The following is a 25,971-nucleotide window of genomic DNA, read 5'->3' as shown; positions in this document are numbered from 1 at the left end:
TACTTACGGCTCCCCGCAGCTTATCGCAGTTAGTCGCGTCCTTCTTCGGCTCCTGGTGCCAAGGCATTCCCCTTGCGCTCTTTGTAGCTTGACCATGTGTTCTTTTTCTTGAGTAGCTAACTTACAAAGAATAAGCTAACTTTTTGCCTCTTGAAATTGTAGTTATTACCCAAACAAGCCTTTTTAGACTTATCTGAAAATAACTTCTCGATTTCTATCTGCTTCTGCTTTATTCAGTTTTCAAGGTACAATCTTATGGGATGCTGTTGCTTCCCTGTGGTGGGCTTAAGTGGACTCGAACCACCGACCTCACGCTTATCAGGCGTGCGCTCTAACCGGCTGAGCTATAAGCCCATAGATTATTCTTGCCGGCAGTTTTTTATCCCTGCCCTGGTGGAGATGAACGGGTTCGAACCGATGACCCCCTGCTTGCAAAGCAGGTGCTCTCCCAGCTGAGCTACACCCCCATATTCTTTTCAGAAAAGAGAATGTCCCTTTCTCTCCTTTGAGGATTCAAGACCCTCAAAATTAAACAACGATTAGATTTCCAGACTCGCGCCGACCTTGGATGTTAAAGCAAACCGCAGTCTGCTTTGCTCTCCATAGAAAGGAGGTGATCCAGCCGCACCTTCCGATACGGCTACCTTGTTACGACTTCACCCCAGTCGCCAATCCTACCTTCGGCAGCGCCCTCCTTGCGGTTAAGCTACTGACTTCGGGTATTACCGGCTCCCATGGTGTGACGGGCGGTGTGTACAAGGCCCGGGAACGTATTCACCGCGGCATGCTGATCCGCGATTACTAGCAATTCCAACTTCACGCAGGCGGGTTGCAGCCTGCGATCCGAACTGGGACCATTTTTGGGGTTTTGCTCCACCTCGCGGTATTGCTTCCCTCTGTTAATGGCCATTGTAGTACGTGTGAGGCCCAGGTCATAAGGGGCATGATGATTTGACATCATCCCCACCTTCCTCCGTTTTGTCAACGGCGGTCCTGCTAGAGTGCTCTTGCGTAGCAACTAACAGTAAGGGTTGCGCTCGTTGCGGGACTTAACCCAACATCTCACGACACGAGCTGACGACAACCATGCACCACCTGTCACCGGCGCCCCGAAGGGAAAGCTTATCTCTAAGCCGGTCGCCGGGATGTCAAGACCTGGTAAGGTTCTTCGCGTTGCTTCGAATTAATCCACATACTCCACTGCTTGTGCGGGCCCCCGTCAATTCCTTTGAGTTTCAGCCTTGCGGCCGTACTCCCCAGGTGGATTACTTATTGTGTTAACTCCGGCACGGAGGGGGTCAGACCCCCCACACCTAGTAATCATCGTTTACGGCGTGGACTACCAGGGTATCTAATCCTGTTTGCTACCCACGCTTTCGTGCTTCAGCGTCAGTTAAAGCCCAGCAGGCCGCCTTCGCCACTGGTGTTCCTCCCGATCTCTACGCATTTCACCGCTACACCGGGAATTCCGCCTGCCTCTACTTCACTCAAGCCCTACAGTTTCAAAAGCAGTTCACGGGTTAAGCCCATGGATTTCACTTCTGACTTGCAAGGCCGCCTACGCACCCTTTACACCCAGTAAATCCGGACAACGCTTGCTCCCTACGTATTACCGCGGCTGCTGGCACGTAGTTAGCCGGAGCTTCCTCCTCTGCTACCGTCATTATCTTCACAGAGGACAGAGGTTTACAATCCGAAAACCGTCTTCCCTCACGCGGCGTTGCTGGTTCAGGGTTTCCCCCATTGACCAATATCCCTCACTGCTGCCTCCCGTAGGAGTCTGGGCCGTGTCTCAGTCCCAATGTGGCCGTTCAACCTCTCAGTCCGGCTACCGATCGTCGACTTGGTGGGCTGTTACCCCGCCAACTATCTAATCGGACGCGAGCCCATCTTTCAGCGGATTGCTCCTTTGGCCACTGTACCATGTAGTACTGTAGTCTCATGCGGTATTAGCGTTCGTTTCCAAACGTTATCCCCCTCTGAAAGGCAGGTTGCTCACGCGTTACTCACCCGTCCGCCACTAAGATACACAAGAATTCAAAAGCAAGCTTCGTCATTCAGCGCGTATCTCCGTTCGACTTGCATGTGTTAGGCACGCCGCCAGCGTTCGTCCTGAGCCAGGATCAAACTCTCTAAAAATGGTATCTAAACATCTTCCGATGCTCAAATCATTCTTAAAGCTCTCTCAAGCTCTAAACGTCTCTGACGTTAATCACAGATTTTTCAGGTTCTGTTTCCTGTTCCTTCTTGTTGAGTCTTACTCATCAAGAATTCACGGGTCCTTCTTTCTTCTCGTTGTTTAATTTTCAAGGTCCTGTTTCGCACCCCTGAGTTCCCGCAAACCCGCTTGCCGCCTTGCTTTCTTGGCTTCCGTGCTCTTGCTTCCCTCTCGAGTGCTTGACTATTTTACCACAGCGCTTTTCGTTTGTCAACCCCTTTTTTCAAGTTTTTTTGAAACTTTTTTTCGAGGCTCGCCTCCCTTTCCGGGAGAGGCTGTGGTATAATATCTTTGCTTCCCCTCGCCTTCCGGCTCGCGGGACAGCTTTGATATAATAACACCTATTGCCAGGAAAGTCAACCCCTTTTTTTAAAAAATTTCAAATTTCTAAAGGATGTGACAAAATGCCTATCCGAATCCAGATGGATCTGCCTGCCATTGAGGTGCTGGAGTCTGAAAACATCTTTGTGATGAGCCACGAGCGTGCGCAGAACCAGGACATCCGCCCTCTGAAGATTGCCATACTTAATTTAATGCCCACCAAGATTGAAACTGAAACCCAGCTTCTGCGGCTTTTGGGCAACTCCCCCTTGCAGGTGGACGTGGAGCTGCTGCACCCTGCCACCCATATCAGCAAAAACACCAACGCCGGGCACCTGAACGCTTTCTATAAGACGTTCCCGGATGTGCGGGGGGAGAAATATGACGGGATGATTATTACAGGCGCGCCTGTGGAAAAGCTGCCCTTTGAGGAAGTGGACTATTGGCAGGAAATGTGCGATATAATGGAGTGGTCTAAGGAGAACGTGTATTCTGTGCTGCACATCTGCTGGGGCGCCCAGGCCGGGCTGTACTATCATTACGGAGTGCCCAAGTATCCCCTGCCGGAAAAGCTCAGCGGCATTTATAATCATACTGTGTTAAATCCATACCACCCCCTGATGCGAGGCTTTGACGACAATTACTTTGCCCCCCACTCCCGCCATACCGAGGTGCGCCTGGAGGATATCCGGCAGTGCCCGGGCTTAATCCCCCTGGCTGTGTCAGATTTGGCAGGGCTGCACATTGTCGCCGACAAGGAGGGCAGGCAGATTTTTGTTACGGGCCACGCGGAATATGACCGGGACACCCTGGCAAAGGAATATTTCCGTGACATGAACAAGGGGCTGAACCCCAAAGTGCCTTACCACTACTTCCCGGAGGACGATCATTCCCGCACGCCGCCCTTCACCTGGCGGAGCAACGCCCATTTATTAGTATCCAACTGGCTGAACTACTATGTATACCAGCAGACCCCCTACGATTTCCTCCAGGGCAGCCTGCCTATGTAAGCGGGCGCTGCCTCCCCTCCTGCCAGGAACAAGGAGGGCAGGGCGCGCCTGCCCGCTTACTGCTGGATGCTCAGTTCGTTTATCATGGCTTCCAACTGCTGGGAAGAGCGGATTATCCCTTCCCGGCTTTCCAGCTTGTTCCGGACCTCTTCAGGCAAATCCCGCAGGCCCAGATCGTCCCGCAGCAGGGAACTGAAGGTCACCCCGGACACGCCCCCGCTTACCAGGCTTCTGGCTGGCACATCCCCCCAAAAATATGGGATCATAAAAACCGCCACGCGGTACAGGATTCGCACAGGAAGGCGATGAAACAACCACCTTTTGTGCCCGGTACCGTTCCTTTCTCTAGATTTTTCACATCAATCACCCCCGAAAGCTATTGTCCGCTTTCAGGGGTGTTCCATACATGGGGATTTTTTGAAAATTACCATGGAGGTTATACTTCTAAGTATGTATAGTAATGTCAGGATCCATCTTATTCCCACCGCTTTCCCCAGCGCATATTTTCCCCCTTCCCGCGAAAAATACAGAACGGAAACCGCAAAAGGGAAAGGAGCATCTCTGTGAAAAACAAAAACAGCGGAAAGAAGCCCATGCAGTATCACGAGCACGATCCCCTGCCGGAGGGAAAATTCCCCAGCACGTCAAACGTCTGCTCCGCCACCGAATGTACAGGCCTGATGTATGCCGCGCCTGCCAACCGGGCGGAGCTGGAGTCTTACCGGGAGCTTTCCAGCATGGAGATTCCCCGGGAGGCTGCCGGCGAAAGCCCGGAAAAGCCTGCCTCTCCCCGGGGCCGGTAGTCCTGCGCCCCTCCCGGCGGGCAGGGGCATACATAAAGAAAAAGCGACGCGCCCAATGTTTACAGTGTGTTCAACAACTTTTGGAGGGAATGGGGTACAATAGGAAGCCAGAGGGGGTATTGTTTTTGTTTGGATATGTGCGCCCCAACAAATCAGAGCTGCTGGTGCGGGAGTACGAGCAGTATAAGGCGGTGTACTGCCAGCTTTGCAAGGTGCTGGGCCAGGAATACGGCCCGGCTTCCCGGTTCCTGCTCAGCTATGACTGCACCTTTTATGCCCTGCTGGCCCTTGCCGTATCCGGCGCGAAGCTTACCGAGCATAAAAAAACCTGCGCCATGAACCCTTTAAAGCACTGCCGCTATCTTACGGGGGAAGGGGAAGCCTATCAGAAGGCTGCCGCTCTGACGGTGCTGCTGGCATACCACAAGCTGCAGGATGACATTGCGGACGAAGGCTTCCTGAAATCCCTGGGGAAGCGCCTGCTGCGGCCCTTCTTCCGCCGGAAGGCACGCAGGGCCGGGCTGCGGTATCCTTTTCTGGCTGAATCGGCGGAAAAGGCCATGGCCGCCCAGGCGGAAGCGGAAAGCGCCCAGGCCGGGCTGGACGCCTGCGCCGAGCCTACCGCCCGGCTGCTGTCCCAGGTGTTCGGGGAGCTTGCAGGGGGGGACGCCCGGCAGGAAATGCCCCTCTCCCAGTTTGGGTATTTCCTGGGCAGGTGGGTTTACCTCATGGACGCCGCAGACGATTTGCCGGAGGATCTCCGCACCGGGGCCTTTAACCCCTTCATCACAAAGCTGGGCTTCTGGGGCAAAACGTCCATGACAGAGGAGGAACGCCGCCAGGCAGACAATTTCTGCAACGCGGCTTTAAACCGCACAGCCGCCCAGATGGCGCTGCCCTTAAACCTTATAGACCTGATGAATTTTGAGCCAATCATCGAAAACGTGGTGCAGAAAGGCCTGCCGGAGCTGCAAAGGGAAATCCTCTTTCTGCACATTAAGGAAAAGCCCCGGCGGGAGTTATAGTAAGCACACTTGAAAATCGGTATAACCTGATTTTCAAGCTGGGCGGCTGCGCCGCCCGGTTCAAAGGAGGCCCGCTGCCTCTTTTGAACTGTGTTAACTACAAAACCTGTAAAGGCTTCTATGGTATAGTGGATATACTGGAACGCAAAGGAAGAATAAGGGAATCAATTTTGGAACCTGGAAAAGGAGCAGTACATGAGCGATCCGTACAAAGCCCTGGGCGTTTCGCCCTCGGCAACCGATGAGGAAGTGAAGGAGGCTTACCGCAGCCTTGCCAAAAAGTACCACCCGGATCAGTATGCCGACAGCCCCTTAAAAGAGCTGGCGGACGAGAAGATGAAGGAAATCAACGAAGCCTACGACGCCATCACCGCCCAGCGCAAGGCAGGCAGCGGGCAGGGGCGTGCCGGGGGCTATGGCTACAACAATGTGGGCGGCAGCCGCGGCTCTGCTTTCAGCGATGTGCGCAGCCTGATTATGGCAGGCCGCATTGCAGACGCCGAGCAGCTTTTAAACGGCGTGCCCGCCGAGCGCCGCAACGCCGAATGGTATTTCCTGAAAGGCTCTGTGCTGTACCGCCGGGGCTGGCTGGAGGAGGCAAAGGATCACTTCTCCCGGGCCTGCCAGATGGATCCGGGCAACGGCGAATACAGCGCCGCTTTAAACCAGGCCATGAACCAAGGCTCTGGCATGTATGGCGGCTATAATCCCAACATGGCCGCGGGAGGCTGCAACACCTGCGATCTGTGCCAAGGCCTTATCTGCGCCGACTGCTGCTGCGAATGCATGGGCGGGGATTTAATCTCCTGCTGCTGACAGAAAGGGGCGCTTTGCTGTGAAGCAATCAGTAAAAATAGCGTTAAGCGGCGTTATGGCAGCGCTGGGCACCGTTTTGATGCTTTTTCAGGGCCTGGCGCCCATGGCCAGCATTGCTGCGCCAGCTATGGCGGGGTGTCTGCTGATCCCTGTGGTGGCAGAGGCCGGGGTGCCCTGGGGTTTTGGATGCTATGGGGCCACGGCGGTTTTCGTCATGCTTTTGGCCCCGGACAGGGAGGCCGCCCTGATTTACCTGCTGTTTTTCGGCTATTATCCCGCCCTGTTCGGCCTGCTGGCCCGTATCCGGAAAAGGCCTGTGCGGGTTCTCTCCAAGCTGCTGGTTTTTAACGCGGCCTGCATTGCGGAAGCCCTGCTGGCCCTGTACATGCTGGGGGTTCCCTTAGAAAGCATTTCCTTTTTAGGGCCTTTCACGCCCCTCCTCCTGCTGGTTCTGGCAAACCTGGTGTTCCTGGTGTATGACTTTGCCCTGGCAGGGCTTATCTCTGCCTATTTCCAGCGGCTCCATCCCCGTTTGGGAAAAATCCTCCGGGGCGGCAGATAGAGCGGATTCCATATAGAGCATAAAAGCACAGGCGTGTTTTACGCCTGTGTTTTTCAAATTATACAGCTATTCTGTTTCCTGGGGCCTGCATTCCATCAGCCAGCAGTCCCGCATACTGCCCTCGTGCAGCTCATGCTTTGGCAGCAGCTTCACCTGCCGGAAACCGCAGGCCTCGTAGCAGCGGATGGCCCTCTTATTATCCGTATGGGGATCCACATAGACAGCCTGGGCATTTTCGGCAGCGGCAAGATGTTTGAGAAGCAGGGAAATGAAGGCCCTGCCAATGCGTTTCCCCCAGCAGGCTGTTTCGCCCAGGAACTGATCCATGGCAAAGGCCGGAGAGGGGGCCTCCGGGCAGCCATACGCCTGCTTTTCCCCCTCGTCCAGCGGATAAACCTGCACATACCCCGCCGGGCTTCCCTCATAGAGGATGATGCAGCGGGAAAGGCCGTCCTCCTTGTAAAAATGCTCCTGCACCATCTGGGGCGTGAAGGGCCTGTCCCGCCCCTCATACCATTCCAGAACAGCGGGATCTGTCAGCCACCGCAGCAGCAGGGAAGCGTCCTCCGCCTTCAGCGGCCGCAGGGCCACCGGGCCTTCCCGCAGGGCAATTTCAAGCTGCATAAAAACCTCCCCGTATCGTTCCCTATCTTTCTATCTTTCACACCTCTGTAAATTCCATAATGAACCCATGGGGCAGAAGCTTTGCCGCCAGCCTGTACAGCTTATACCAGATGCCCTTGGTGTACACAAGTTTGCCCCGCTTGGCGGCCCGCAGGGAGCCTGCCGCCACGTCCTTCGGGGAAACCCGGGGCAGCTTGTCAATAAGCCGCGACTTGCCCTCCGGCACATTTGCCACATGCCAGAAGTCTGTATCCATAGGGCCGGGGCAAACGGCTGTAACCTTGATGCCCCTGGGCCGCAGCTCGTCGTGAAGGGCCTTGGAAAGGGCCAGCACATAGGCCTTCGTGGCGCTGTAAACGGACATGCGGGGGGTGGGGGCAAAGGCGGCGATGGAAGCCACGTTGAGGACAAGGCTGTCGTCCAGCATATAGGGCAGGCACAGGCGGGTGAGGCCTGTGAGGGCCTTGCAGTTTAAATCCACCATGCCGGTCTGCTCCCCCCGGACAGAGGCAAAAAAGTCGCTGCATTTGCCAAAGCCCGCGTTATTTACCAGCACCTTGATTTCCGGGTTGTTTTCCTTTAAAAGCTGCTCCATAACCTCCAGGCTCTCGTCCTTTGCGAGATCCAGGGAAATGGTGGCAATGGTTTTGTCGGTGTGCTCCTCGGCAACCTTGAAAAGGGCTTCCTTGTTGCGGGCGATAATCCAGAAGGAATCCACGCTGGGATACTGCTCCATAATAGCGTTGATATATTCCTTCCCCAGCCCGGAGGACGCCCCTGTGATAAGTGCCGTAACCATAAAAAATCACCATGCGATACGGAAATACGCACAAAAAGGCCAGGCATATCCGCCTTTTGTGCCCGGTACCATTCCTTTCTCCCAAATTTTTTGCCGTATCAGGCTTGTCCACCTGACACATTCCTTTGGAAAAACCTGTATATTCTAAATTTTACCCCTTTCCTTCCCCGCTGTCAATTCCTTTTATATGAAAGCGGCAGGGGTTTTGGCAAAACTTCAGAAGGGCAGGGGGCGGAACATGCCGGAATTTGGCGAAAAATGCCGGCGCCGGGAAAAAGCAGGCTTCCCCTGGTTTTTTCCTTTTGCCGGGTGTACAAAGGGCTGTTCCAGGTGGTATACTGAGAGACAGGAATAGTGCGAAAGGAAAGGAATGCCATGCTGTGCAAAGTGTTAGCCAAGGAAGAAACGGGAAGCTGCAAATTCGTGGTGGTGTTTTCCCGGTATCAGGGGAAGCTGCTTTTAAGCCGCCACCGGGCGCGGGACACCTGGGAAACCCAGGGCGGCCACATCGAGCCGGGGGAATCCCCGGAGGAGGCGGCCCGGCGGGAGCTTTGGGAGGAATCGGGGGCGGAAAGCTTCACGCTGCAGCCTGTGTGCGGGTATTGGGCCGCGGACGACGAATGGGACAAGGGGGCGGTGGGCATGGTTTTTCTGGCGGAGATCCGCGGCCTTGGCCCCCTGCCGGAAAAGGAGATGGCGGAAACCCGGCTTTTTGACGCTTTGCCGGAAAACCTCACCTACCCGGACATCACCCCCCGGCTGTGGGAGCGGCTGGCGGGGTCAGGGCTTTGGAGCCATTGTGAATAGAGTGTAAAGCCTTCTTTAACTTTTCCCCTGCCGCCTTGACGCTGGGGGCAGGGGCGTGCTATAGTCAAGGGAGGCCCTGCCCCAGGCGGCGGGGGACGGATTATTTTTTACTGTTTTTGGAGAAAGGGGGCGGCAGCCTGTGAAGCTGACCGCGCGATATCTGAAGCCCTTTTGGGCGCTGGTGCTTATCTGCATTTTCCTTTTATTCGGCCAGGCTGTAAGCGAGCTGGCCCTGCCCAACCTGATGAGCAGCCTTGTAAACGTGGGCATCCAGCAGGGGGGCCTGGAGGCAGGCGCGCCTGAGGCCATGAGCCAGAAGGCCCATGCGCTTCTGCTTTATTTTGCCGGGGAGGAGGAAAAGGCCCTGCTGGAGGAAGGCTACTATACCATAGAGCCGGAAAGCAGCGAGGCCCAGCGCATTTCCGGGGACTATCCCCTGGCCCGGCGGGAGGCTGTGTGCCTGCTGCGGGAGGGGCTGGAGCCGGAAGCCCGGAAGGCCCTGGACGGAGCCTTCGGGCAGGCCTCCTATGGCTTCCTGCTGTATATGCAGGAGGCTTCTGCTTCTGGGGAGCTGGAAGAGCTTGCCTTAAAGGCCGGACAAACCCAGAACGCGGCCCGCCCTGTTCTGCCGGACAAAACGGAAAAGCCGGCGGACCTGGAAAACGGTGACACAGAGCCTTCCCTGCCTGACGGGGAGGCATCCTCTGTGCCGGAGGGCAGCAGCGCAGCGCCTGACGAAGGGCCTGACAGGTTTTCCACTGTGGGCACGGATCCCAACCTGGAAATTCCGGACGACGGCTACCGGGTGGACGCAACGGATCCCAACCTGCGAATCCCTGACGAGGATTATACCGTTCCCGCCAGCGGCATGAACCTGACCCTCCTGCCCCGGGCGGAAAGCCCCAGGCAGGAGGCCGCCGGGGAGCCTGCGGTTATGCCCATGGGGGATTTCGCCGGGGTGGAGCCTGCAGGAGGGCTGGAGGCCCCCCTTCCCGGCGCAGGCGAAAGCTTTGCAAGCCCCGCCCCCGGCACAGAGGGCGGCGAAGGGCATGAGGGCAGCGCGGACTCCCCCGCGGAGTGGGACAGCCCTGAGGACACTGTGAGCAAGCCGGAGTTTAACGGCAGCAGCGCGCCCCAGCCGGAGAACCCGCCCCAGCCGGGAGAGCCTGGCGGGGGAAGCGCGGGGAAAGGCGGCTTTTCCCTGTCAGAAAACGGCATCCGGGGCATGAGCGCCCAGCAGCTTTACCAGCTTCTCCCCCTCCTGGAGCTTGCCCCCCGGGAAAGCCTTTCCAAGGCCGCTTCCCTGGCGGCGGAAGCCCCTGGGGCCATGGGGGAACAGGTGGGCGTAAACCTGAAAAAGCTTTTCTATGAGGAGCTGGGCCTGGACACCGCCCCCGCCCAGTCTGCCTATATCTGGGGCAAGGGTTTGGTAATGCTGGGGGTTTCCCTGCTGGGCGCTTTGGCGGCTGTGCTGGTGGGGCTTTTCTCCTCCCGCATTGCGGCGGCTGTGGGCAAGCGCCTGCGCCACGACCTGTTCTCCAAGGTAATGGGCCTGGGCGGGCCGGAGTTTGACAAATTCTCCACCGCCTCCCTTATCACCCGCACCACAAACGATGTGCAGCAGGTGCAGATGCTGATTACCATGGGGCTGCGGCTGGTGTGCTATGCCCCCATTATGGGCATAGGGGGCGTCCTCTTTGCCGTGGAGAAAAGCGTTTCCATGAGCTGGATTGTGGCGGCTGCCGTTGTGGTGATGCTGGGGCTGGCGATGACGGCCATGGCCCTGGCCCTGCCGAAATTTAAGGCGCTGCAGGGGATGATGGACGCCCTGAACCGTATCAGCCGGGAGCACCTTTCCGGCATGATGGTGGTGCGGGCCTTTGGGAACCAGGATTTTGAAGAGGAGCGCTTCAAAGGCGCAAACCAGGAATTTTCCCATACAAGCCGCTTTGTCCAGCGGGTGATGGCAGGCATGATGCCCATGATGATGCTGGTGATGAACCTGAGCACCCTGGTTATCCTGTGGGTGGGAGGCCATGCCATTGCGGAGTCTGCCCTGCAGATTGGGGACATGATGGCTTTCATCCAGTATGCCATGCAGATTATCGCCTCCTTCTTAATGATTGCCATGATGTTTATTATGCTGCCCCGGGCCAGCGTTTCCGCGGAGCGCATCCGGGAGGTGCTGGATATGCCTCTGGCGGTGCAGGATCCGGAAAGCCCGGAAAAGCCCGGGGAGATACAGGGCGTTATCGAGTTTAAGGACGTGAGCTTCCGCTATGGGGACGCGGAAAGCAACGTGCTGGAGCACATCAGCTTTACGGCCCGGCCCGGGGAGACCACTGCCATTATCGGCGCAACAGGGGCGGGGAAGTCTACCCTTATAAACCTTATCCCCCGGTTTTACGACGCGACAGAAGGGGAAATCACCCTGGACGGGGTGGACATCCGGAAGTACCGCCAGGAGGATTTACGGAACAGCATTGGCTTTGTGCCCCAGAAAGCCCTGCTGTTTACAGGCTCTGTGAAGGAAAACCTGCTGTATGGCAAGGAGGGCGCTGGCGATGAGGAAGTGCTGCAGGCCCTGGAAATTGCCCAGGCGGCAGGCTTTGTGGGGGACATGGAAAAGGGCCTGGACGCTTTCATTTCCCAGGGCGGCGGGAACGTTTCCGGCGGCCAGCGGCAGCGGCTTTCCATGGCCCGGGCCTTGGTGCGCAAGGCCCCTGTGTATATTTTTGACGACAGCTTTTCCGCCCTGGACTTTAAAACAGAGGCCGCCCTGCGGGCTGCTTTAGGGCCGTATACGGAAAAGGCGGCTGTGCTCATTGTGGCCCAGCGGGTGAGCACCATTATGCAGGCAGAGCAAATCCTGGTGCTGGATGACGGCAGGCTTGCGGGCAAGGGCACCCACAAGGAGCTTCTGGAAAGCTGCCCTGTCTACCGGGAGATTGCGGAAAGCCAGCTTCGGAAGGAGGAATTGGTGTGAGCGAGAAGGAGAAGAACAGGCCCGCCCCCATGGGGCCACGCGGGCCTCATGGCCATGGCCCTATGGCCGCCGGAGGCCAGAAAGCCAAAAACTTCGGGCGCAGCGGCAGGGAGCTTTTACGGTATCTGAAGCCTTTCCGGGGGCTGCTGGTGATGGTGATGCTTTTCGCGGCGGCCTCCACTGTGTTCACCATTGCGGGGCCGAAGGTGCTGGCCCTTGCCACAGACGAGCTGGCGGCAGGGCTGATGCGTACCATCACCGGCGCCGGGGAGGGCATTGACTTTATCTATATCGGCAGGGTGCTGCTGGTTCTGGGAGGGCTGTACCTGGCGGGCGCTGGGTTTTCCTACCTGCAGGGGCACATTATGGCCGGGGTTTCCACCCAGGTACACTTTGGCCTGCGAAACGCCATCACCCATAAAATCAACTGCCTCCCCCTTTCCTACTTCCACAAGACCACCCAGGGGGACGTGCTCTCCCGCATGACAAACGATGTGGACGCGCTGTCAACCTCCCTTTCCCAGAGCGTTACCCAGCTTATCACCTCTGCCTGCACCATGATTGGCGTGCTGGTGCTAATGCTTACCATAAGCTGGCAGCTTACCCTGGTGGTTTTGTGCATCCTTCCGGTATCTTTCGGCCTGGTGCTGGGCATTGTAAAAGTATCCCAGCGGCACTTCCAGGGCCAGCAGGAGTATCTAGGAAGTGTCAACGGGCAGGTGGAGGAAATGTATGGCGGGCACCTGGTGGTGAAAGCCTTTGGCAGGGAGGAACAGGCTGCCGCAGCCTTTGACGCGGAAAACGAAAAGCTTTATAACGCCGGGTGGAAGGCAAACTTCCTGTCCGGGCTGATGCACCCTGTGATGAGCTTTGTGGGGAACCTGGGCTATGTGGCGGTGTGCGTGGCAGGGGCCGCCATGGCGGCGGGGGGCGCTATGACCATTGGCGGCATACAGGCCTTTATCCAGTATGTGCGCAGCTTCACCCAGCCGGTGATGCAGCTTGCCAGCATCGGCAGCCAACTGCAGATGACTGTGGCGGCGGCGGAGCGGATTTTCGAGTTTTTAGGAGAGGAAGAGGAAGCGGAGCCGGAGCCTCTGGCCCGCATGGCAGATCTGAACCCCAAGGGGGACATCACCTTCTCCCACGTGCGCTTTGGCTATAACGGGCCGGAGGAGCCTGTTATCAAGGATTTCTCCGCAGAGGTGAAAGCCGGGCAGAAAGTGGCTATCGTCGGCCCCACCGGGGCGGGCAAAACCACCATGGTAAAGCTTCTCATGCGCTTTCACGACATAGACGGCGGGGAAATCACCTTTGACGGCCACCCGGTGACAGATTTCACCCGGGAGGATCTGCGCACGGAATTCGGCATGGTGCTTCAGGACGCCTGGCTGTATAACGCCACCATTATGGAGAACATCCGCTACGGGCGGCTGGGCGCTACAGACGAAGAGGTGGTGCAGGCGGCAAAGGCCGCCCAGGCCGACCACTTTATCCGCACCCTGCCCGGGGGCTATCAGATGGTGCTCAGCGAGGACGGGGAGGGCGTTTCCCAGGGCCAGCGCCAGCTTCTCACCATTGCCCGGGCCATTCTGGCGGATCCCCGGGTGATGATTTTAGACGAGGCCACCAGTTCTGTGGACACCCGCACCGAGGTGCTTTTGCAGCGGGCCATGGATAACCTGATGCAGGGCCGCACCAGCTTTATCATCGCCCACCGGCTTTCCACCATCCAGGGCGCCGACCTGATTTTGTGCATGAAGGACGGGGACATTGTGGAGCAGGGCACCCACGATTCCCTGATAGCAAAAAACGGCTTCTACGCAGAGCTTTACAGAAGCCAGTTCCAGCGCCCTGCCGGGGCGCGTTCCTAAGGAGGGCAGCCCATGAAAACCATATTGCTGGTAAACGCCAACGCGGGCAGACAGGGCATCCTGCAAAAGCTTCCCCAGGTTGAGGAAGTGTTTGCCGCCGGGGGCGGGGACGTGGAGGTTATCAAAACAGAGTCCAAGGAGCAGGGGGAAAAGGCCCTGCTCCTTGCAGCAGGGAAAAACCCCGGGAGGCTGGTGGTGTGCGGGGGCGACGGCACCCTGAGCGACACAGTAAACCTGCTGCTGCGGGAAAAAGCCCTGGGGCCCTTGGGATATATCCCGGCGGGAACCACCAACGATTTCGCAAGCTTTCTGGGGATTCCCAAAGATCCAGTGAAGGCCGCGTCCTTCATCGCCATGGGAAAGCCCCGGCCCCTTGACCTGGGGCGCATGGGCAGGCGCAGCTTCCTGTATGTGGCCTCTTTCGGGGCCTTCACACAGTCCTCCTACAACACCACCCAAAGCCTGAAAAACTCTTTGGGGCACCTTGCCTACGTGATTGAGGGCATTAAAGAGCTGCCTGCCCTGCAGTCTTATGAAGCCCGGGTGGAAACGGCGGAGGGCGGGGTATACGAGGGGAAATATCTCTATGGGGGCCTGAGCAGCTCCACCTCCCTGGGAGGCGTTATCAAGCTGGACGAATCCAAGGTTGACCCCTGCGACGGCCTGTTCGAGCTGTGCCTGGTGAAGCAGCCCCAAAGCCTCCATGAGTTGAACCGCATCCTCCTGGCCCTGATGAGCGGCAAGGCGGAGGAGGATCTTATCACCTTCACCCATACAAAGGGCGCTGTTTTCACCTGCAAGGAGCCTATGCCCTGGTCTTTGGACGGGGAATACTGCGCGGGGGGAGAGCGCATGGAGACAGAGGTGCTTCCCGGCGCTTTGAAGCTTTACTGGTGAGGCGCCCCGCTTCCTCCCGGCCAAAAGCCGCCCGGCTTTTGGCCCTCATCCCCCTGTGCCCTTCCTGAGGCGGCAGGAGGTTATGCAGGCGGTGGGGATAAGGGCGGGCAAGGCCGACAGACAAAGTTCAAAGCCACTGGAGTCTGTTTTAAGACCAGAGAAATGCCCGTATTTTTGTTCAGGGCGGGCGGTTTCAAGACGAAAACCGAAAGACAAGCTATCGCCTGTGGAGGATTTTTGACGCGGAAGATGGCCGCTTATGGGCAAAAAGATAAACGTTTCCGATTTTTCAAACAAGCCCTGCCCATATACTGGAATATCGTTATGTTTACTATGGCCTTCTCAAAAGGAGCCTGCGAGATAAGGGGGCGGGGAAGGAAAAATTTTTCTAGCCAACAGGCCTGCAACTGCTGTGTTACAGGCCTGTTGGCTAGAAAAGCATACTGACAGATGCTCATTTGGGGCATGCAGCTACTCCTGCAGGCAGCACACAGCCGACGCCGCCATGCCTTCCCCAGAGCCTGTAAAGCCCAGGCCCTCCTCGGTGGTTGCTTTCACGCTCACCTGCTGCAGGGTCAGGGAGCAGGCTGCCGCCAGCTTCTCCCGCATTTCCGGCACGTAGGGGGCCACTTTCGGCTGCTGGGCGATGAGGGTGGCGTCAATATTGGAAATGGAAAAGCCCTGGGAGGCAAGCAGGGCACAGACCTCCTCCAGCAAGCCCAGGCTGTCCGCCCCGCTGTACTGGGGATCCGTATCCGGAAAGAGCCTGCCAATATCCCCCAAGGCGGCGGCGCCTAAAAGGGCGTCACAGACAGCGTGGGTGAGCACGTCTGCGTCCGAGTGGCCCAAAAGCCCCATTTCAAAGGGGACCTCCACCCCGCCCAGCACCAGCCGCCGTCCAGAAACCAGCCGGTGTACGTCATAGCCATAGCCCACGCGCATTTTTTGTTCCTCCTTTTGCCCCAGCCCCAAAAAGGCCCGGGCCGCTTCCATGTCTTCCGGGGTGGTCAGCTTCAAGTTCCGGTAACTGCCCGGGGAAAGCTTCACTTGCCCTCCCGCCCATTCCACAAGCTGGCAGTCGTCGGTGCAGGACAGGTTCTCGCCCTGGGCTTTTCGGGCCGCGTATTCATACATGCCCCGCTCAAAGGCCTGGGGCGTCTGCACAGCCCAAAGCCTTTCCCGGGGCGGGGTGGATTCCACAAAGCCCAGGCCGTTTTCCAGCTTGCAGGTATCCTTAGAGGGCACTGCCGCTGTAGCCGCTCCATACTCCAGGGCGTCCCGGCACACTGCCTCCACCATTTCCGGGGTGACGAAGGGACGCGCCCCGTCATGGATGAGCACATATCCCCACTGGGGATCCAGGGCCAGCACGCCGTTTAATACAGATTCCTGCCGGGAAGCGCCCCCCGGCACCACCTGTACCGGCTTAGCAAGTCCCTGGGAAGCCCGGCGGGCTTCCTCCATGTCCTCCTCCCGGCACACCAGGCAGATTTCCCCCACCAAGGGGCAGGCATCCAGCACTTCCAGAGAATATTCCAAAACCCGCCTGCCGGCTAACCTGCTAAAGACCTTGCTTTTCTGCCCGCCCATCCGGGAGGAGCTTCCTGCCGCCGCAACCACTGCCCCAAACTTTTCTTCCATCTCCTGCCGCTCCTTTCTTCCGGCTCCTGCCGGCAAGGGGATATCTTGCAAATTGTATCGCGCAGGCAGTATCCCCACCCTTGGAACACATCCCGCTGCCAAAAAAGCACTTGCCAAAACCCGAAGTTTATGCTAAAATAATACCGCTGTGCAATACAAGGACCATTAGCGCAGTTGGTTAGAGCAACCGGCTCATAACCGGTCGGTCCGGGGTTCGAGTCCCTGATGGTCCACCACACCTGCGGTGCGCAAGTCGCGAACCGCAGGTTTTTCTATGCTTGCGCTTTCCAGCCCGCGCTGGAAAGTTTTTTATATCTGATTCACAGAGCAATTACGACAAAACCATACCGTTGTACCTATCCGCGCACTTACGTTTTGTAGCTGCGCGGACTTTTTTTGTCCGCGACAAAGAGACATCTTCCTATATAGTAAAGACACGCCGCGGTGCGCAAGTCGCGAACCGCAGGTTTTTTCTATACTTTCGCTGCCCAGCCCGCGCTGGAAAGCTTTTTCATCTGCTTCACAGAGCAGCATGGCAAAGCTATACATCTGCACTTAATCCGCGCACCCCGGGGTGCGCGGGTTTTCCTTCCCTGCTTTTATCCCACCACATGCCAGTACAGCATGGTCATCAGGGGAATGGTGGCAAGGCACAGTATGGTGGAGACGATATTGATGGCGCTGGAATACCCCGCGTCCTCATGGTAGAGCACCGCAAGCTGGGTGGTAGTCACCGAAGGCGGCGTGGTGCAGGCCAGGAAGGAGATGTACAGCACTGTGGCGGCATCTGGCAGCAGCTTATAGGCTTCCGTAAGCCTGATAAGCCCCAGCATCAGCAAGGGGCACAGGCACAGCCGCAAAAGGGCTATCTTATAGATTTGCAGGTTGGAAAAACTCTTTTTCAGGCTGTTCCCTGCCATGAGCATCCCCATGACGAACATCCCCAAAGGGGCCATCAGGCCGCCCACTGTTTTCAGGGTATCCGTCATGACGGCCGGCAGCCGCACTCCCAGCAAAAACAGCGCCAGCCCCACCAGAATGCTGATAATGTTCACATTGGTAAAGAGCTTTTTCAGATCCACGCCCTTTTCATGGCTGATCATGCCCCGGGCATGGGTCCATTGCAGGGTGATCTGCACAGAGATAAAGGCGCTGGAATACAGCACCCATTCCGGGCCTAACACAGACAGCACCACAGGGATAATCATATTCCCGGCGTTTGAATACATCACAGAGGCCCTCTCTATGGCGCTGAACTTCCACAGCCGTCCCAGAAGCCCTATCAGCCCCAGGTATACCACATGAATGGCAATGGCGGCGGCAAAGGCCAGCAGCAGGCCCTGTATCGTCTCCCGGGTATACGCAATCTGGAAAGCGTTGATAATGGCGCAGGGGGACACCAGGTATACCGACACCATGGTTAACACCCGGCTTTCCTCTCCCCGCACCCGCTTTGTACGCACCAGCATATAGCCCATAACCAGCATAAAGAAATATTTCAGCATCTGCTGAAATATTAACAGGGCAATTTCCATGTCCCGCACTCCCGTCCTCTTTTTCTGTTTCAAAGTATAGCATAGCCCTATGCCTTTTGCAAGGACGCCCTTCCCGGCGGGAGTGTCCAGACAGCGCGTTTTATATCTACAGCGCAAAATCGCGGGACTCCTCTCGCCTGCCGGGTTCGGGTAACTACCGCCCGTTTGCCGCTTTTTCTATTGCCCCGGAAAGCCACAGCAAATCCTTTGCGGTAATTTCCCCGTCCCTGTCCCGGTCTGCTGCCAGAAAGGCTGGCTTTACCATGTCATCCTCTCTATGAAGCAGCATCCGCTGAGCCTCTTCCATGTCTGACGGGCCTGTTCTGCCGTTGCCGCTGCAATCTCCCCAGACGATAACGACTGTCTCATTTTCGTAGGTATCTGTCTTCCCCTGAAAGACCGACATCCCTGTGCCCAGCAGGCCGTTTATCACCGTTTCCCCTTCCGGGGTTTTTACTAGAGCAACATCGGGCTTCAGCTCTTCCAGCAGCCATTCCACAGGCACCTCCCCGGTTATGTAGAAATAGCCGTCTCCTAACTCCAGCCAGGAAGGTTTTTCAGAAGGGCCGGGGCTGGGAGAGACACTGGGGCTGGGCGAGGGGGAAAGACTGGGCTGTTCCTGGGTGAAGGCATAGGGGGCATAATAGAGCATCTTCTCCCGGCTCATCAGCACACCCTTTTCCGTCAGGGCCAGGGGCTTTCCATCCGGGGTGCAGATTCCGGCTTCTTCGCCGCCCCACAAAACCCGGTGGACACGCCCTGTGCTGTCTGCGTAGGTAATGCCGGCCCTGTCTGCCCGGCAGAGGGACTGGGGTGGGATGCCCTCCAGCACAGGCTCCGCCTGTTCCCCCTTCACCTGCCAGACATTGCCGCCGCTGTCCAGGAAAGCGTTTTCCCCAATAACCCGCTGGGGCCTTCCTCCTGCAATGGCTTTCAGGTTTTCCAAAGAACTGCCCATAAAAAAACTGTCCTCTGTACACACCCATAGCTGCCCGCTCTCTGTCACCTGCAAAAGGGTGATATTTTTGTCAAAGCCGCGCTCCTGGGAATCCCCGTCCAGGGAAAAGAGCTGAAGGGTTTGGAGGCTGCCCTTTGCCACGGCGTATACTTCGCCCTGGGCTGTGCAGTCGAAAAGGGCGACATCATCGGCTGTCAGGGAGGTGACGCAGGTTTCCCCCTGCTCCAGGCTGCCAGTGTAAGCATCTGCGCAGAAAAAGACTTCCCACTCCCGGAAAACAAAGAGCCTGCCGCCCCGGTATGCGGCCCCCAGCAGGGGATAGCCCAAATCTACCCGGGCAAAGCCCTCGTCCCCGCCGGCAAGGAGGAAGCTTCCTGTCCCCTGGATACAGGCAAGGTATGGCCCTGTCTGCCCATGGGCGCAGAGCAGAAGCTTATCCCCCTCCTTGCACAAAAGCTCCCCGGCAAGGGGCTGGCCCGCCCCTGCCATCCCGCCGGGAAGCAGGCCCCAAAACGCTGCCGCCAGCAGCAGCCAAAGCCCCAGCAGCCGCTTTCCTCCCTTTTGCCTTTTCAAAACTTCCGCCTCCGTTCCCCAGGGCTGTTATGCCGCCTAGTGCCGTACTACCTGTCAATAAGAATTTTGGGGGCCAATCAAGGAAAATGTTTCGCGAACGCATCTATGCGATTGCGCCTCTGCAAGAAAATTCAAGGCAATGCCGCTTAAGGCGTCAACTGTAAATTGCGCGGTGTTGCCTTAACATAGAGTGGCTCCCAAAAAACCGCTTAGACGGTGATTACTGGTTGTGAATACAGGTTCTTACATTTATTATAACATATTCAAGGCTCCTTTTCACCATCTTTTTCGATAAATTGCGTCCAGTGTGTCAAGCCGCTGACTTTCAATCCCGTATGTTCCAACACATAATCCTTAATTTCCTCATAGGCGGCCTTGCTCTCTGCAGCCGTCAAATCAAACTTGCCCATCTGAAGCTCTGCCTCGATATGTTGGTCTGAGTGAAGTATGAAACCAGATAAGGACAAAACTCAAAAATTGTGTTTAAGACAGCAGACACAAATATGTGGAGTGACTATCATATCTGGAGGAAATAGAAAATGGCAAAATCATTATTTGAACAGTTAGGCGGCACATACCACGAAGAAAATGGGTATCTTATTCTAGATTTAAGATTACCCGCCGAAAAAGAACAGCCAATAAGCACATGAGGACAGCGACATCTGCACTATCTGAAGCAGTATCGTAAGGTTACATACACGAATCTTCTTATATGCGGCAAGCTGAATATCTACCTTGCTGACATTGATAAGCAGGCGCAGGAACACTTTGAAAGGCTTATTGAGGACATGAAACGGGCACAGGGCATAACGGAACGTCTAAAGGAAGAAAACGCCTTAGAATGGACAGGGCGGCTAGGTAACATAAGGGCGTGTGTGAGGGAGATTGTGAACGAGGAAATCATATACGCATAAAGAGTTAAAATCAGAGGGTAGGGATGAAATTTCTTACCCTCTTGTTTTCGGTTTTCTCAAACTGTGAAGGCATTGATAGTACCAACGAAACAGCATATTTTGCTTTTCGGAGGGTAAAAACTTCTGTTATTTCTCATAAACGATTTAAACTCCTATGAAATAGAATATTGACAGAGTTTAAAAAAATGTATATAATGACTGTATAAGCGAAATTAGTCAAATGAGAGGCGTTAAAGTGCCGAAGAGCTATTCAGAGCAGGAACGGGAATATATCAGAAAGCGGCTGAAAGAAGAAGCGGCAAAATGCCTTGCGAGGTATGGCGTCCGCCGCACGACAGTCGATGAAATCGTGAAACGGGTTAATATTCCAAAAGGAACTTTCTATCTCTTTTATAAATCAAAAGAATTGCTTTTGTTTGAAGTTATTCAAGAACAGCAGGAAAATGTCAACCGCAAGCTGTATCAGACCATTTCTGGCATTGCCAGTACGGAGTTGTCAGCGGAAAAGCTGACCGATGTTATATTTGAGTTCTATAAAATGACAGAGGAAATGCTGATTTTGAAATTGATTGATGTTAATGAAGTGGAATTGCTTGCTACAATGGTGACACCCCCGAAAAAGGGGGAAGACCGCCCTATGCAGCGGCCCATACCCAAGCTACAATGGGAGGGAACCGGACTGACGAGGCATTGTTTGAGCTATCCACGCTCGTTTTGGCAAACTGTCAGCCGGCCCTCCCATTGCGGCGTTCGATTTGCGCAGGTTGAGAAGCGGACAACACCGCACACTCGTGTCACAAAGCAAGCTGAATCGATGGTGGGCAGCGGTGGGCGCCGGTTGAAACCATTTTTGATTCGGGAGACTTTCAAATGAACTATGAACCAATCACCGCTGTCGGCATTGATGTATCCAAGGGGAAAAGCACCGTTGCTGTACGCCGTCCGGGCGGCGAAGTGGTGCTGACGCCGTTCCAGGTAGAGCATGATGCCGCCGGACTTTCCGGGCTGGTCAGGACACTGCGGAACCTCGACGGGGACGTCCGCATTGTTATGGAACACACTGGGATGTACTGGCATCCCATCGCACTGGCTCTGAAAGAGGCTGGCTTTTTCGTCAGCGTGGTCAACGCCATACTCATCCACGATTTCAGCGACAACTCTCTGCGCAAGGTCAAAACGGACAAGGCCGACTCCATGAAGATTGCCAACTATGCCCTCTCCTTCTGGGCGGAGCTGCGGGACTACTCACCGGAGGACGAGACCCGGCAGATGCTGAAAATGCAGAACCGGCTGTATCTGCGCACCAAGAAATCCAGCGTGGTCCTCCGCAACGGCCTGATCTCTCTGCTGGATCAAACATTTCCCGGCGTCAACACCCTTTTTGACAGCCAGCCCAAGCGTTCCAACGGGCATTTCAAGTGGGTGGATTTTGTAAAACGGTTCTGTCACAAGGACTGTGTGGCAGACGTTTCCCTTGCCGCTTTCTCGGATGCTTACCGCAAATGGTGTACCAGATCCGGCTATCGCTTCTCTCAGTCTGACGCTGAAAGGCTCCACGCCGCTGCCAGAAACTCCGTGGCTACATTTCCCAAAAACGACAGCACCAAGCTGCTCATCACTCAGGCCGTAGACAGCCTGAACGCCGTCTATGACGCGCTGTATATCCTGCGCAGGGAGATGCTCCGTCTGGCCTCCCTGCTGCCGGAATTCGATGTGGTCATGGAAATGCAGGGCGCAGGCGAGGTCACCGGACCACAGCTCATGGCGGAGATCGGCGATGTGAGGCGGTTTACCCACAAGGGCTCTCTGGTGGCCTTCGCGGGCATGGATGCGCCGCCTTTCCAGTCCGGTACATTCGACTCCAAGTCCCGCCGCATCTCCAAGCGCGGCTCTCCCCATTTGCGAAAAACACTGTTCATGGTCGCCAGCACGATCCTCCAGCACTCTGACCCGGCCAATCCCATATTTCAGTTCATGGACAAAAAGCGAGCCGAGGGTAAGCACTTCTATGTTTACACTGTGGCCGGCGCAGCCAAATTCCTGCGCATCTACTATGCCAGAGTGAAGGCACATCTGATGGCGCTGGATACAGGGACAAGCACCGCCGCTTAACCGGAAATAATAGTCCTGCTCAGCCGGTTCGCAAAAATTCCTCGCTGACCGGCTTGGTTTGTCATACCCTTTTTGCCCTTGCTAAAATCTTTCCGACTTTTTTCATTTTGGGGCTTGACATGTATTTGCAGGTTTGTGCGTAAGCTGCCACGGGAAATTGTGGAGGAGCATTTTCGGGACGATACAGATACGATTGAAAAAATGCTTGCCCTATTTCCTGTGAAAAAAGAAGTAGACGTAAAGGTTCTCAGTGCCGCATTTCACGCAATTTATTTTGCAACGCTGCATAAAGCAGAGATTGGCGAACAGTATGATAAGGCTCTGTATTCCTTGATTTATGGTATCATAATTCTTTTTTACCTCATTGATGCAGGTTTTCAGTATGCTTTCACGGCTTATGGCATTAATCAGCCTTACTTCCAGTCCCGACAGTTCAATGTTGGACGGGAGCAGGTCAACGCCCTCGTCATGGTGCAGGATGCTTCTGGAAACCTCGACAGGTTTATCATCAATGATGTCCTGCATGATAGTCGAGAGCGTGTCGGGCAAGTCGTCTGGTCGGCTGTAACCGAGCGACATGGTTATATCAATCCAATAAAATAACAGTGAATTGACATGAGGTGTAGAATGATATCAGAAGGTGATAGCAATGTTACACAACGAGGCGAGAAGACTACTGGTGCAGGCATACGAAAAGACCCACGACGCGCAGACAGTGGCAAAGTATTTCCAGGTGAGTACAAGCACAGTGTATCGTTTAAGCGGACAAATGAAGAAAACTGGCAGTGTAGAACTTCAAACCAGTCAGCGAGGAAGGAAACCAGCACTGACAGAAGAAGATTTGCAGGATAATGACCAGCTGATCACAGCCCAGCCGGATATCACGATCGACGAGATCATCGAAAAACAGGGACTGTCTGTCAGCAACGAAACGGTGCGAAAGGCCGTGATCAGACTGGGTTATGTTTACAAGAAGAAGTCCTTTTACGCGGCAGAGCGGGAGCGTGTTCGATGTTGTAGCAGCGAGAGAAGCCTGGAGTGAAATGATAACGCAGTGCGAAGCAGACAAACTGGTATTCCTGGATGAAAGCGGCGTAAACACGGACTTGAGCCGCCGCTATGGGCGGGCCATTGGCGGGGAGCGGTCAGTAGACAAGACTCCCTTGAATACACCTGCCAATACCACGATCCTTTCGTCAGTAAGACTTAATGGTGAGACGGCTTATACGATTTACAGCGGTGGAACGACCCGTGAAAAATTTCTGGACTATCTCAAAAACACGCTCATTCCCACGCTGCACGAAGGGGATATTGTCATCATGGATAATATGCGCACGAATCATGTCAAAGAGGTCCAGACGCTTTTGCAGGGGGCTGGCATGAAATTACTGTACTTGCCAGCGTACAGCCCTGATTTGAATCCAATTGAAAATATGTGGTCTAAAATCAAGGCCATTCTTCGCAAGCTGAAAATCAGATTATTACCCCAGCTCCCGCATGGTATTGCTCAGGCTTTCTCTCTGATTCGTCCATCCGACTGTGCTGGTTGGTTTTCTGCCGCGGGTATTCCTTGTTAATTTCTTGGATTGCTATAGATTTGCCTGTGCATCGGCATCAATGAGCAAAACTTTCTTGCCCTGCTGTGCCAGAGCCACGCCCAGATTGACCGCCGTGGTGGTCTTTCCAACTCCGCCTTTCTGGTTGGTTAAAGCGATTACTTTGCAATTTGGATAAGGTAGAATAAGTTTCGCAAAAAGGAAAAGAGACATAGTTTGCAGAATTCTGGTAGAATGAAGTTATCCTCATTCATCAAAACCTTGAATGGGTGGTCTGGGAACTCATCAATTTCGGAAATGGGTATCTCCCTTATCTTGCTTAAATTCGCTTCTGCTCGGCTCTCGTCTGTTTCAAAGAGGTCATCGTATGCGGTCAGCTCGATTCCTGTTCTTTTGCTTCTCGCCAATCTCTGCTACCTCCTTTCCGAACTGCTCATAAGCTGCGGCTACCTTGCCGCTCTTATCGTAAGCAAAAATGCTCTTTCCCTCTGCGGTTGCTTCCACGGCACGGATGGAGTGGGGTATCTGAGTGTCAAATACCTTGATTCTCTGCCCATAGGCACTCTTAACCGTTGCCGTAATTTCCTTAGAGATGTTCGTGCGTGGCATTACCATCGTCATAAGGATGCCGTCAATCCGCAGGTGCGGGTTGATTTGCCGTTTGACTTTTGATACGGAGCGAAGCAACAGCTCTAAGCCTTTGGCGGAAAGATAATGGGGCTGTGTCGGGATAACCACGCTGTCAGCAGCCGCAAGCGCATTGATGGTCAGCATACCCAAGCTCGGCATACAATCCACGAGAACCGTGTCGTAATTCTTTTTTACTTCATTGATGCAGGTTTTCAGTACGCTTTCACGGCTTATGGCGTTAATCAGCCTTACTTCCAGCCCCGACAGCTCAATGTTGGACGGGAGCAGGTCAACGCCCTCGTCATGGTGCAGGATGCTTCTGGAAACATCGACGGGTTTGTCGTCAATAATGTCCTGCATGATAGTCGAGAGCGTATCGGGCAAGTCGTCTGGTCGGCTGTAACCGAGCGACATGGTTAAATTTGCCTGTGCATCGGCATCAATCAGCAGTACCTTTTTGCCCTGCTGTGCCAGAGCCACGCCCAGATTGACCGCCGTGGTGGTCTTTCCAACACCGCCTTTCTGGTTGGTTAAAGCGATTACTTTGCAATTTGACATAGGGTGCGTCCTCCTTTCGCATAGATTTAGCCACTTTGTCAAGGTGGCTATGTAAAGGATTTATGGCAATAAAAAAAGCCGACTGGCTGTTTTATTTGCTAAACTACACCAATCGGCTATGTAAAAGTCTATTCTGTTTTATTCTCTGCCTTATCTGCTCTTACATGATAAGGCTTTCATTATTCTCTCTGTATCCCATTTTTCTGGGAACAATACCGCCATAATATGAAACGCATCCATCAGTCCTGCAATATACGCATGAGTGCCGTACTCAAAATCCTGCTTTTCCCTGCAATCTATAAGACGTTGGCAAACTTCCCTTTGTTCCTCCGTCAAATCAAGCTGGTTAAAGGCATCCTCCGCATATCCCTCATCCTTACTGTCTTTTTGATAACTGGCGTCAGCCTGTAACAGTTTCAATACGGATTCGTCTTTTAATTTTTCTACTGCTATCTTCACCAGTTCTTTAAATTCCTTATCGCACATCACTTCCCCCTGCCAGTTCTACTCTTAATTTTTTTATAGGTGCATGGATAACCTTAAAAATAAGTTCGTCAACGCAGTCCGTATATCTGCCCTGCTGTATGAGCTGATTTTTCAGTTCCACAAGGCTATGCAGCAAAATACTTCGTTCCCCACTATCCACATACAAATGATTTTTCTTTTCTCTCATAATCAACACCAACCTTTTTTGATTTCATTATATAGACGAATGGCAGAATGTTCAAAGATGCAAATGAGCGAAAAAAATA

The 25,971-nt window shown here is 54.9% G+C and carries 24 protein-coding genes, 3 tRNA genes, 2 rRNA genes and 2 pseudogenes (1 of these 31 running past the window's edge); 15 read left to right on the top strand and 16 right to left on the bottom strand.

What is annotated here, in order from left to right; genetic code table 11:
• The 4 genes from VSQ30_RS19375 to VSQ30_RS19360 form a co-directional block, all read right to left on the bottom strand.
• Nucleotides 1-94 (bottom strand): 23S ribosomal RNA (locus VSQ30_RS19375) (it extends 2,744 nt beyond the left edge of the window).
• A gap of 183 nt (nucleotides 95-277) precedes the next feature.
• Nucleotides 278-354, bottom strand: a tRNA-Ile gene (locus VSQ30_RS19370).
• A gap of 37 nt (nucleotides 355-391) precedes the next feature.
• A tRNA-Ala gene (locus VSQ30_RS19365) sits at nucleotides 392-467 on the bottom strand.
• A 139-nt stretch (nucleotides 468-606) separates the two neighbouring features.
• A 16S ribosomal RNA gene (locus VSQ30_RS19360) occupies nucleotides 607-2,139 on the bottom strand.
• The 16S and 23S rRNA genes sit together here with 2 tRNA genes alongside, the layout of an rRNA operon.
• Before the next feature lie 483 nt (nucleotides 2,140-2,622).
• Between VSQ30_RS19360 and metA the strand changes: the two genes are divergently transcribed.
• Entirely contained in the window at nucleotides 2,623-3,549 is a 927-nt protein-coding gene (gene metA / locus VSQ30_RS19355) for a homoserine O-acetyltransferase MetA (RefSeq protein WP_334466692.1), read from the top strand.
• 56 nt (nucleotides 3,550-3,605) lie between these two features.
• On the opposite strand, the gene VSQ30_RS19350 is transcribed toward metA, so the two are convergent.
• Nucleotides 3,606-3,815, bottom strand: a complete 210-nt coding sequence (locus VSQ30_RS19350) for a hypothetical protein (protein ID WP_160643924.1) — start codon at nucleotides 3,813-3,815, stop codon at nucleotides 3,606-3,608.
• A 297-nt stretch (nucleotides 3,816-4,112) separates the two neighbouring features.
• Between VSQ30_RS19350 and VSQ30_RS19345 the strand changes: the two genes are divergently transcribed.
• From VSQ30_RS19345 to VSQ30_RS19330, 4 genes are all read left to right on the top strand, one after another.
• The gene (locus tag VSQ30_RS19345) at nucleotides 4,113-4,352 is read left to right on the top strand and encodes a hypothetical protein (RefSeq protein WP_334466687.1); all 240 of its coding nucleotides are present in this window, start codon (nucleotides 4,113-4,115) and stop codon (nucleotides 4,350-4,352) included.
• Between the two features lie 125 nt (nucleotides 4,353-4,477).
• On the top strand, nucleotides 4,478-5,377 hold the full coding sequence (locus tag VSQ30_RS19340) for a DUF5685 family protein (protein WP_334466684.1): 900 nt from the start codon (nucleotides 4,478-4,480) through the stop codon (nucleotides 5,375-5,377).
• A gap of 195 nt (nucleotides 5,378-5,572) precedes the next feature.
• Nucleotides 5,573-6,193: a J domain-containing protein gene (locus tag VSQ30_RS19335; protein WP_334466681.1), complete on the top strand. Its 621-nt coding sequence runs from the start codon at nucleotides 5,573-5,575 to the stop codon at nucleotides 6,191-6,193.
• Nucleotides 6,194-6,212: 19 nt separating this feature from the next.
• The gene (locus VSQ30_RS19330) at nucleotides 6,213-6,755 is read left to right on the top strand and encodes a hypothetical protein (RefSeq protein WP_160643930.1); all 543 of its coding nucleotides are present in this window, start codon (nucleotides 6,213-6,215) and stop codon (nucleotides 6,753-6,755) included.
• A gap of 66 nt (nucleotides 6,756-6,821) precedes the next feature.
• On the opposite strand, the gene VSQ30_RS19325 is transcribed toward VSQ30_RS19330, so the two are convergent.
• Complete coding sequence (locus VSQ30_RS19325; RefSeq protein WP_334466678.1) at nucleotides 6,822-7,379, bottom strand: GNAT family N-acetyltransferase; 558 nt, start codon at nucleotides 7,377-7,379, stop codon at nucleotides 6,822-6,824.
• Nucleotides 7,380-7,416: 37 nt separating this feature from the next.
• Nucleotides 7,417-8,178: an SDR family NAD(P)-dependent oxidoreductase gene (locus VSQ30_RS19320; protein WP_160643934.1), complete on the bottom strand. Its 762-nt coding sequence runs from the start codon at nucleotides 8,176-8,178 to the stop codon at nucleotides 7,417-7,419.
• Nucleotides 8,179-8,553: 375 nt separating this feature from the next.
• On the opposite strand from VSQ30_RS19320, the gene VSQ30_RS19315 reads away from it, so the two are divergent.
• From VSQ30_RS19315 to VSQ30_RS19300, 4 genes are all read left to right on the top strand, one after another.
• Entirely contained in the window at nucleotides 8,554-8,985 is a 432-nt protein-coding gene (locus VSQ30_RS19315; RefSeq protein WP_334466673.1) for an NUDIX hydrolase, read from the top strand.
• A 139-nt stretch (nucleotides 8,986-9,124) separates the two neighbouring features.
• On the top strand, nucleotides 9,125-11,971 hold the full coding sequence (locus tag VSQ30_RS19310; RefSeq protein WP_334466670.1) for an ABC transporter ATP-binding protein: 2,847 nt from the start codon (nucleotides 9,125-9,127) through the stop codon (nucleotides 11,969-11,971).
• 29 nt (nucleotides 11,972-12,000) lie between these two features.
• Nucleotides 12,001-13,845: an ABC transporter ATP-binding protein gene (locus tag VSQ30_RS19305; RefSeq protein ID WP_334467015.1), complete on the top strand. Its 1,845-nt coding sequence runs from the start codon at nucleotides 12,001-12,003 to the stop codon at nucleotides 13,843-13,845.
• A 12-nt stretch (nucleotides 13,846-13,857) separates the two neighbouring features.
• Complete coding sequence (locus VSQ30_RS19300) at nucleotides 13,858-14,742, top strand: diacylglycerol/lipid kinase family protein (protein WP_160643938.1); 885 nt, start codon at nucleotides 13,858-13,860, stop codon at nucleotides 14,740-14,742.
• 471 nt (nucleotides 14,743-15,213) lie between these two features.
• On the opposite strand, the gene ispD is transcribed toward VSQ30_RS19300, so the two are convergent.
• Nucleotides 15,214-16,383, bottom strand: a complete 1,170-nt coding sequence (gene ispD, locus VSQ30_RS19295; protein ID WP_334466666.1) for a 2-C-methyl-D-erythritol 4-phosphate cytidylyltransferase — start codon at nucleotides 16,381-16,383, stop codon at nucleotides 15,214-15,216.
• 159 nt (nucleotides 16,384-16,542) lie between these two features.
• Here ispD and VSQ30_RS19290 point away from each other — a divergent pair.
• Nucleotides 16,543-16,619 (top strand) — tRNA-Ile (locus VSQ30_RS19290).
• Between the two features lie 363 nt (nucleotides 16,620-16,982).
• On the opposite strand, the gene VSQ30_RS19285 is transcribed toward VSQ30_RS19290, so the two are convergent.
• The 3 genes from VSQ30_RS19285 to VSQ30_RS19275 form a co-directional block, all read right to left on the bottom strand.
• Nucleotides 16,983-17,918, bottom strand: coding sequence for an AEC family transporter (locus VSQ30_RS19285; RefSeq protein WP_334467014.1), 936 nt, complete (start codon nucleotides 17,916-17,918; stop codon nucleotides 16,983-16,985).
• 154 nt (nucleotides 17,919-18,072) lie between these two features.
• Entirely contained in the window at nucleotides 18,073-19,449 is a 1,377-nt protein-coding gene (locus VSQ30_RS19280) for a hypothetical protein (protein WP_334466663.1), read from the bottom strand.
• Nucleotides 19,450-19,712: 263 nt separating this feature from the next.
• Nucleotides 19,713-19,859: a hypothetical protein gene (locus VSQ30_RS19275; RefSeq protein WP_334466661.1), complete on the bottom strand. Its 147-nt coding sequence runs from the start codon at nucleotides 19,857-19,859 to the stop codon at nucleotides 19,713-19,715.
• A gap of 129 nt (nucleotides 19,860-19,988) precedes the next feature.
• On the opposite strand from VSQ30_RS19275, the pseudogene VSQ30_RS19270 reads away from it, so the two are divergent.
• From VSQ30_RS19270 to VSQ30_RS19260, 3 genes and pseudogenes are all read left to right on the top strand, one after another.
• Nucleotides 19,989-20,363: pseudogene (locus VSQ30_RS19270) on the top strand (TnpV protein).
• Nucleotides 20,364-20,598: 235 nt separating this feature from the next.
• Complete coding sequence (locus tag VSQ30_RS19265) at nucleotides 20,599-21,237, top strand: TetR/AcrR family transcriptional regulator (protein ID WP_334466659.1); 639 nt, start codon at nucleotides 20,599-20,601, stop codon at nucleotides 21,235-21,237.
• Nucleotides 21,238-21,248: 11 nt separating this feature from the next.
• Nucleotides 21,249-22,475, top strand: a complete 1,227-nt coding sequence (locus VSQ30_RS19260; protein WP_334467012.1) for an IS110 family RNA-guided transposase — start codon at nucleotides 21,249-21,251, stop codon at nucleotides 22,473-22,475.
• A gap of 210 nt (nucleotides 22,476-22,685) precedes the next feature.
• On the opposite strand, the gene VSQ30_RS20830 is transcribed toward VSQ30_RS19260, so the two are convergent.
• Entirely contained in the window at nucleotides 22,686-23,000 is a 315-nt protein-coding gene (locus tag VSQ30_RS20830) for a ParA family protein (protein WP_502876333.1), read from the bottom strand.
• A gap of 124 nt (nucleotides 23,001-23,124) precedes the next feature.
• Between VSQ30_RS20830 and VSQ30_RS19250 the strand changes: the two genes are divergently transcribed.
• Both VSQ30_RS19250 and VSQ30_RS19245 read left to right on the top strand, forming a co-directional pair.
• Nucleotides 23,125-23,517: a helix-turn-helix domain-containing protein gene (locus VSQ30_RS19250; RefSeq protein ID WP_334462517.1), complete on the top strand. Its 393-nt coding sequence runs from the start codon at nucleotides 23,125-23,127 to the stop codon at nucleotides 23,515-23,517.
• Entirely contained in the window at nucleotides 23,480-24,052 is a 573-nt protein-coding gene (locus VSQ30_RS19245; protein WP_334466656.1) for an IS630 family transposase, read from the top strand. Before VSQ30_RS19250 ends, VSQ30_RS19245 begins: the two co-directional genes overlap by 38 nt.
• A 15-nt stretch (nucleotides 24,053-24,067) precedes the next feature.
• Here VSQ30_RS19245 and VSQ30_RS19240 read toward each other — a convergent pair.
• From VSQ30_RS19240 to VSQ30_RS19225, 4 genes and pseudogenes are all read right to left on the bottom strand, one after another.
• Nucleotides 24,068-24,244: pseudogene (locus tag VSQ30_RS19240) on the bottom strand (ParA family protein); the annotation flags it as partial.
• A 147-nt stretch (nucleotides 24,245-24,391) separates the two neighbouring features.
• Nucleotides 24,392-25,219, bottom strand: a complete 828-nt coding sequence (locus VSQ30_RS19235; RefSeq protein ID WP_334466653.1) for a ParA family protein — start codon at nucleotides 25,217-25,219, stop codon at nucleotides 24,392-24,394.
• Nucleotides 25,220-25,369: 150 nt separating this feature from the next.
• Nucleotides 25,370-25,705, bottom strand: coding sequence for a hypothetical protein (locus tag VSQ30_RS19230; RefSeq protein WP_120481494.1), 336 nt, complete (start codon nucleotides 25,703-25,705; stop codon nucleotides 25,370-25,372).
• Entirely contained in the window at nucleotides 25,695-25,892 is a 198-nt protein-coding gene (locus tag VSQ30_RS19225; RefSeq protein ID WP_016303374.1) for a hypothetical protein, read from the bottom strand. The genes VSQ30_RS19230 and VSQ30_RS19225 overlap by 11 nt, the downstream gene beginning before the upstream one ends.
• Nucleotides 25,893-25,971 lie beyond the last annotated feature (79 nt).

Origin of the sequence: Acutalibacter sp. JLR.KK004 (genome assembly GCF_036941085.1) — a bacterium.
In the GTDB taxonomy this organism is placed as follows: Bacteria; Bacillota; Clostridia; order Oscillospirales; family Acutalibacteraceae; genus Acutalibacter.
The sequence above is the reverse complement of the archived record's forward strand: the minus strand, read 5'-3'. Positions and strand labels throughout refer to the sequence as shown.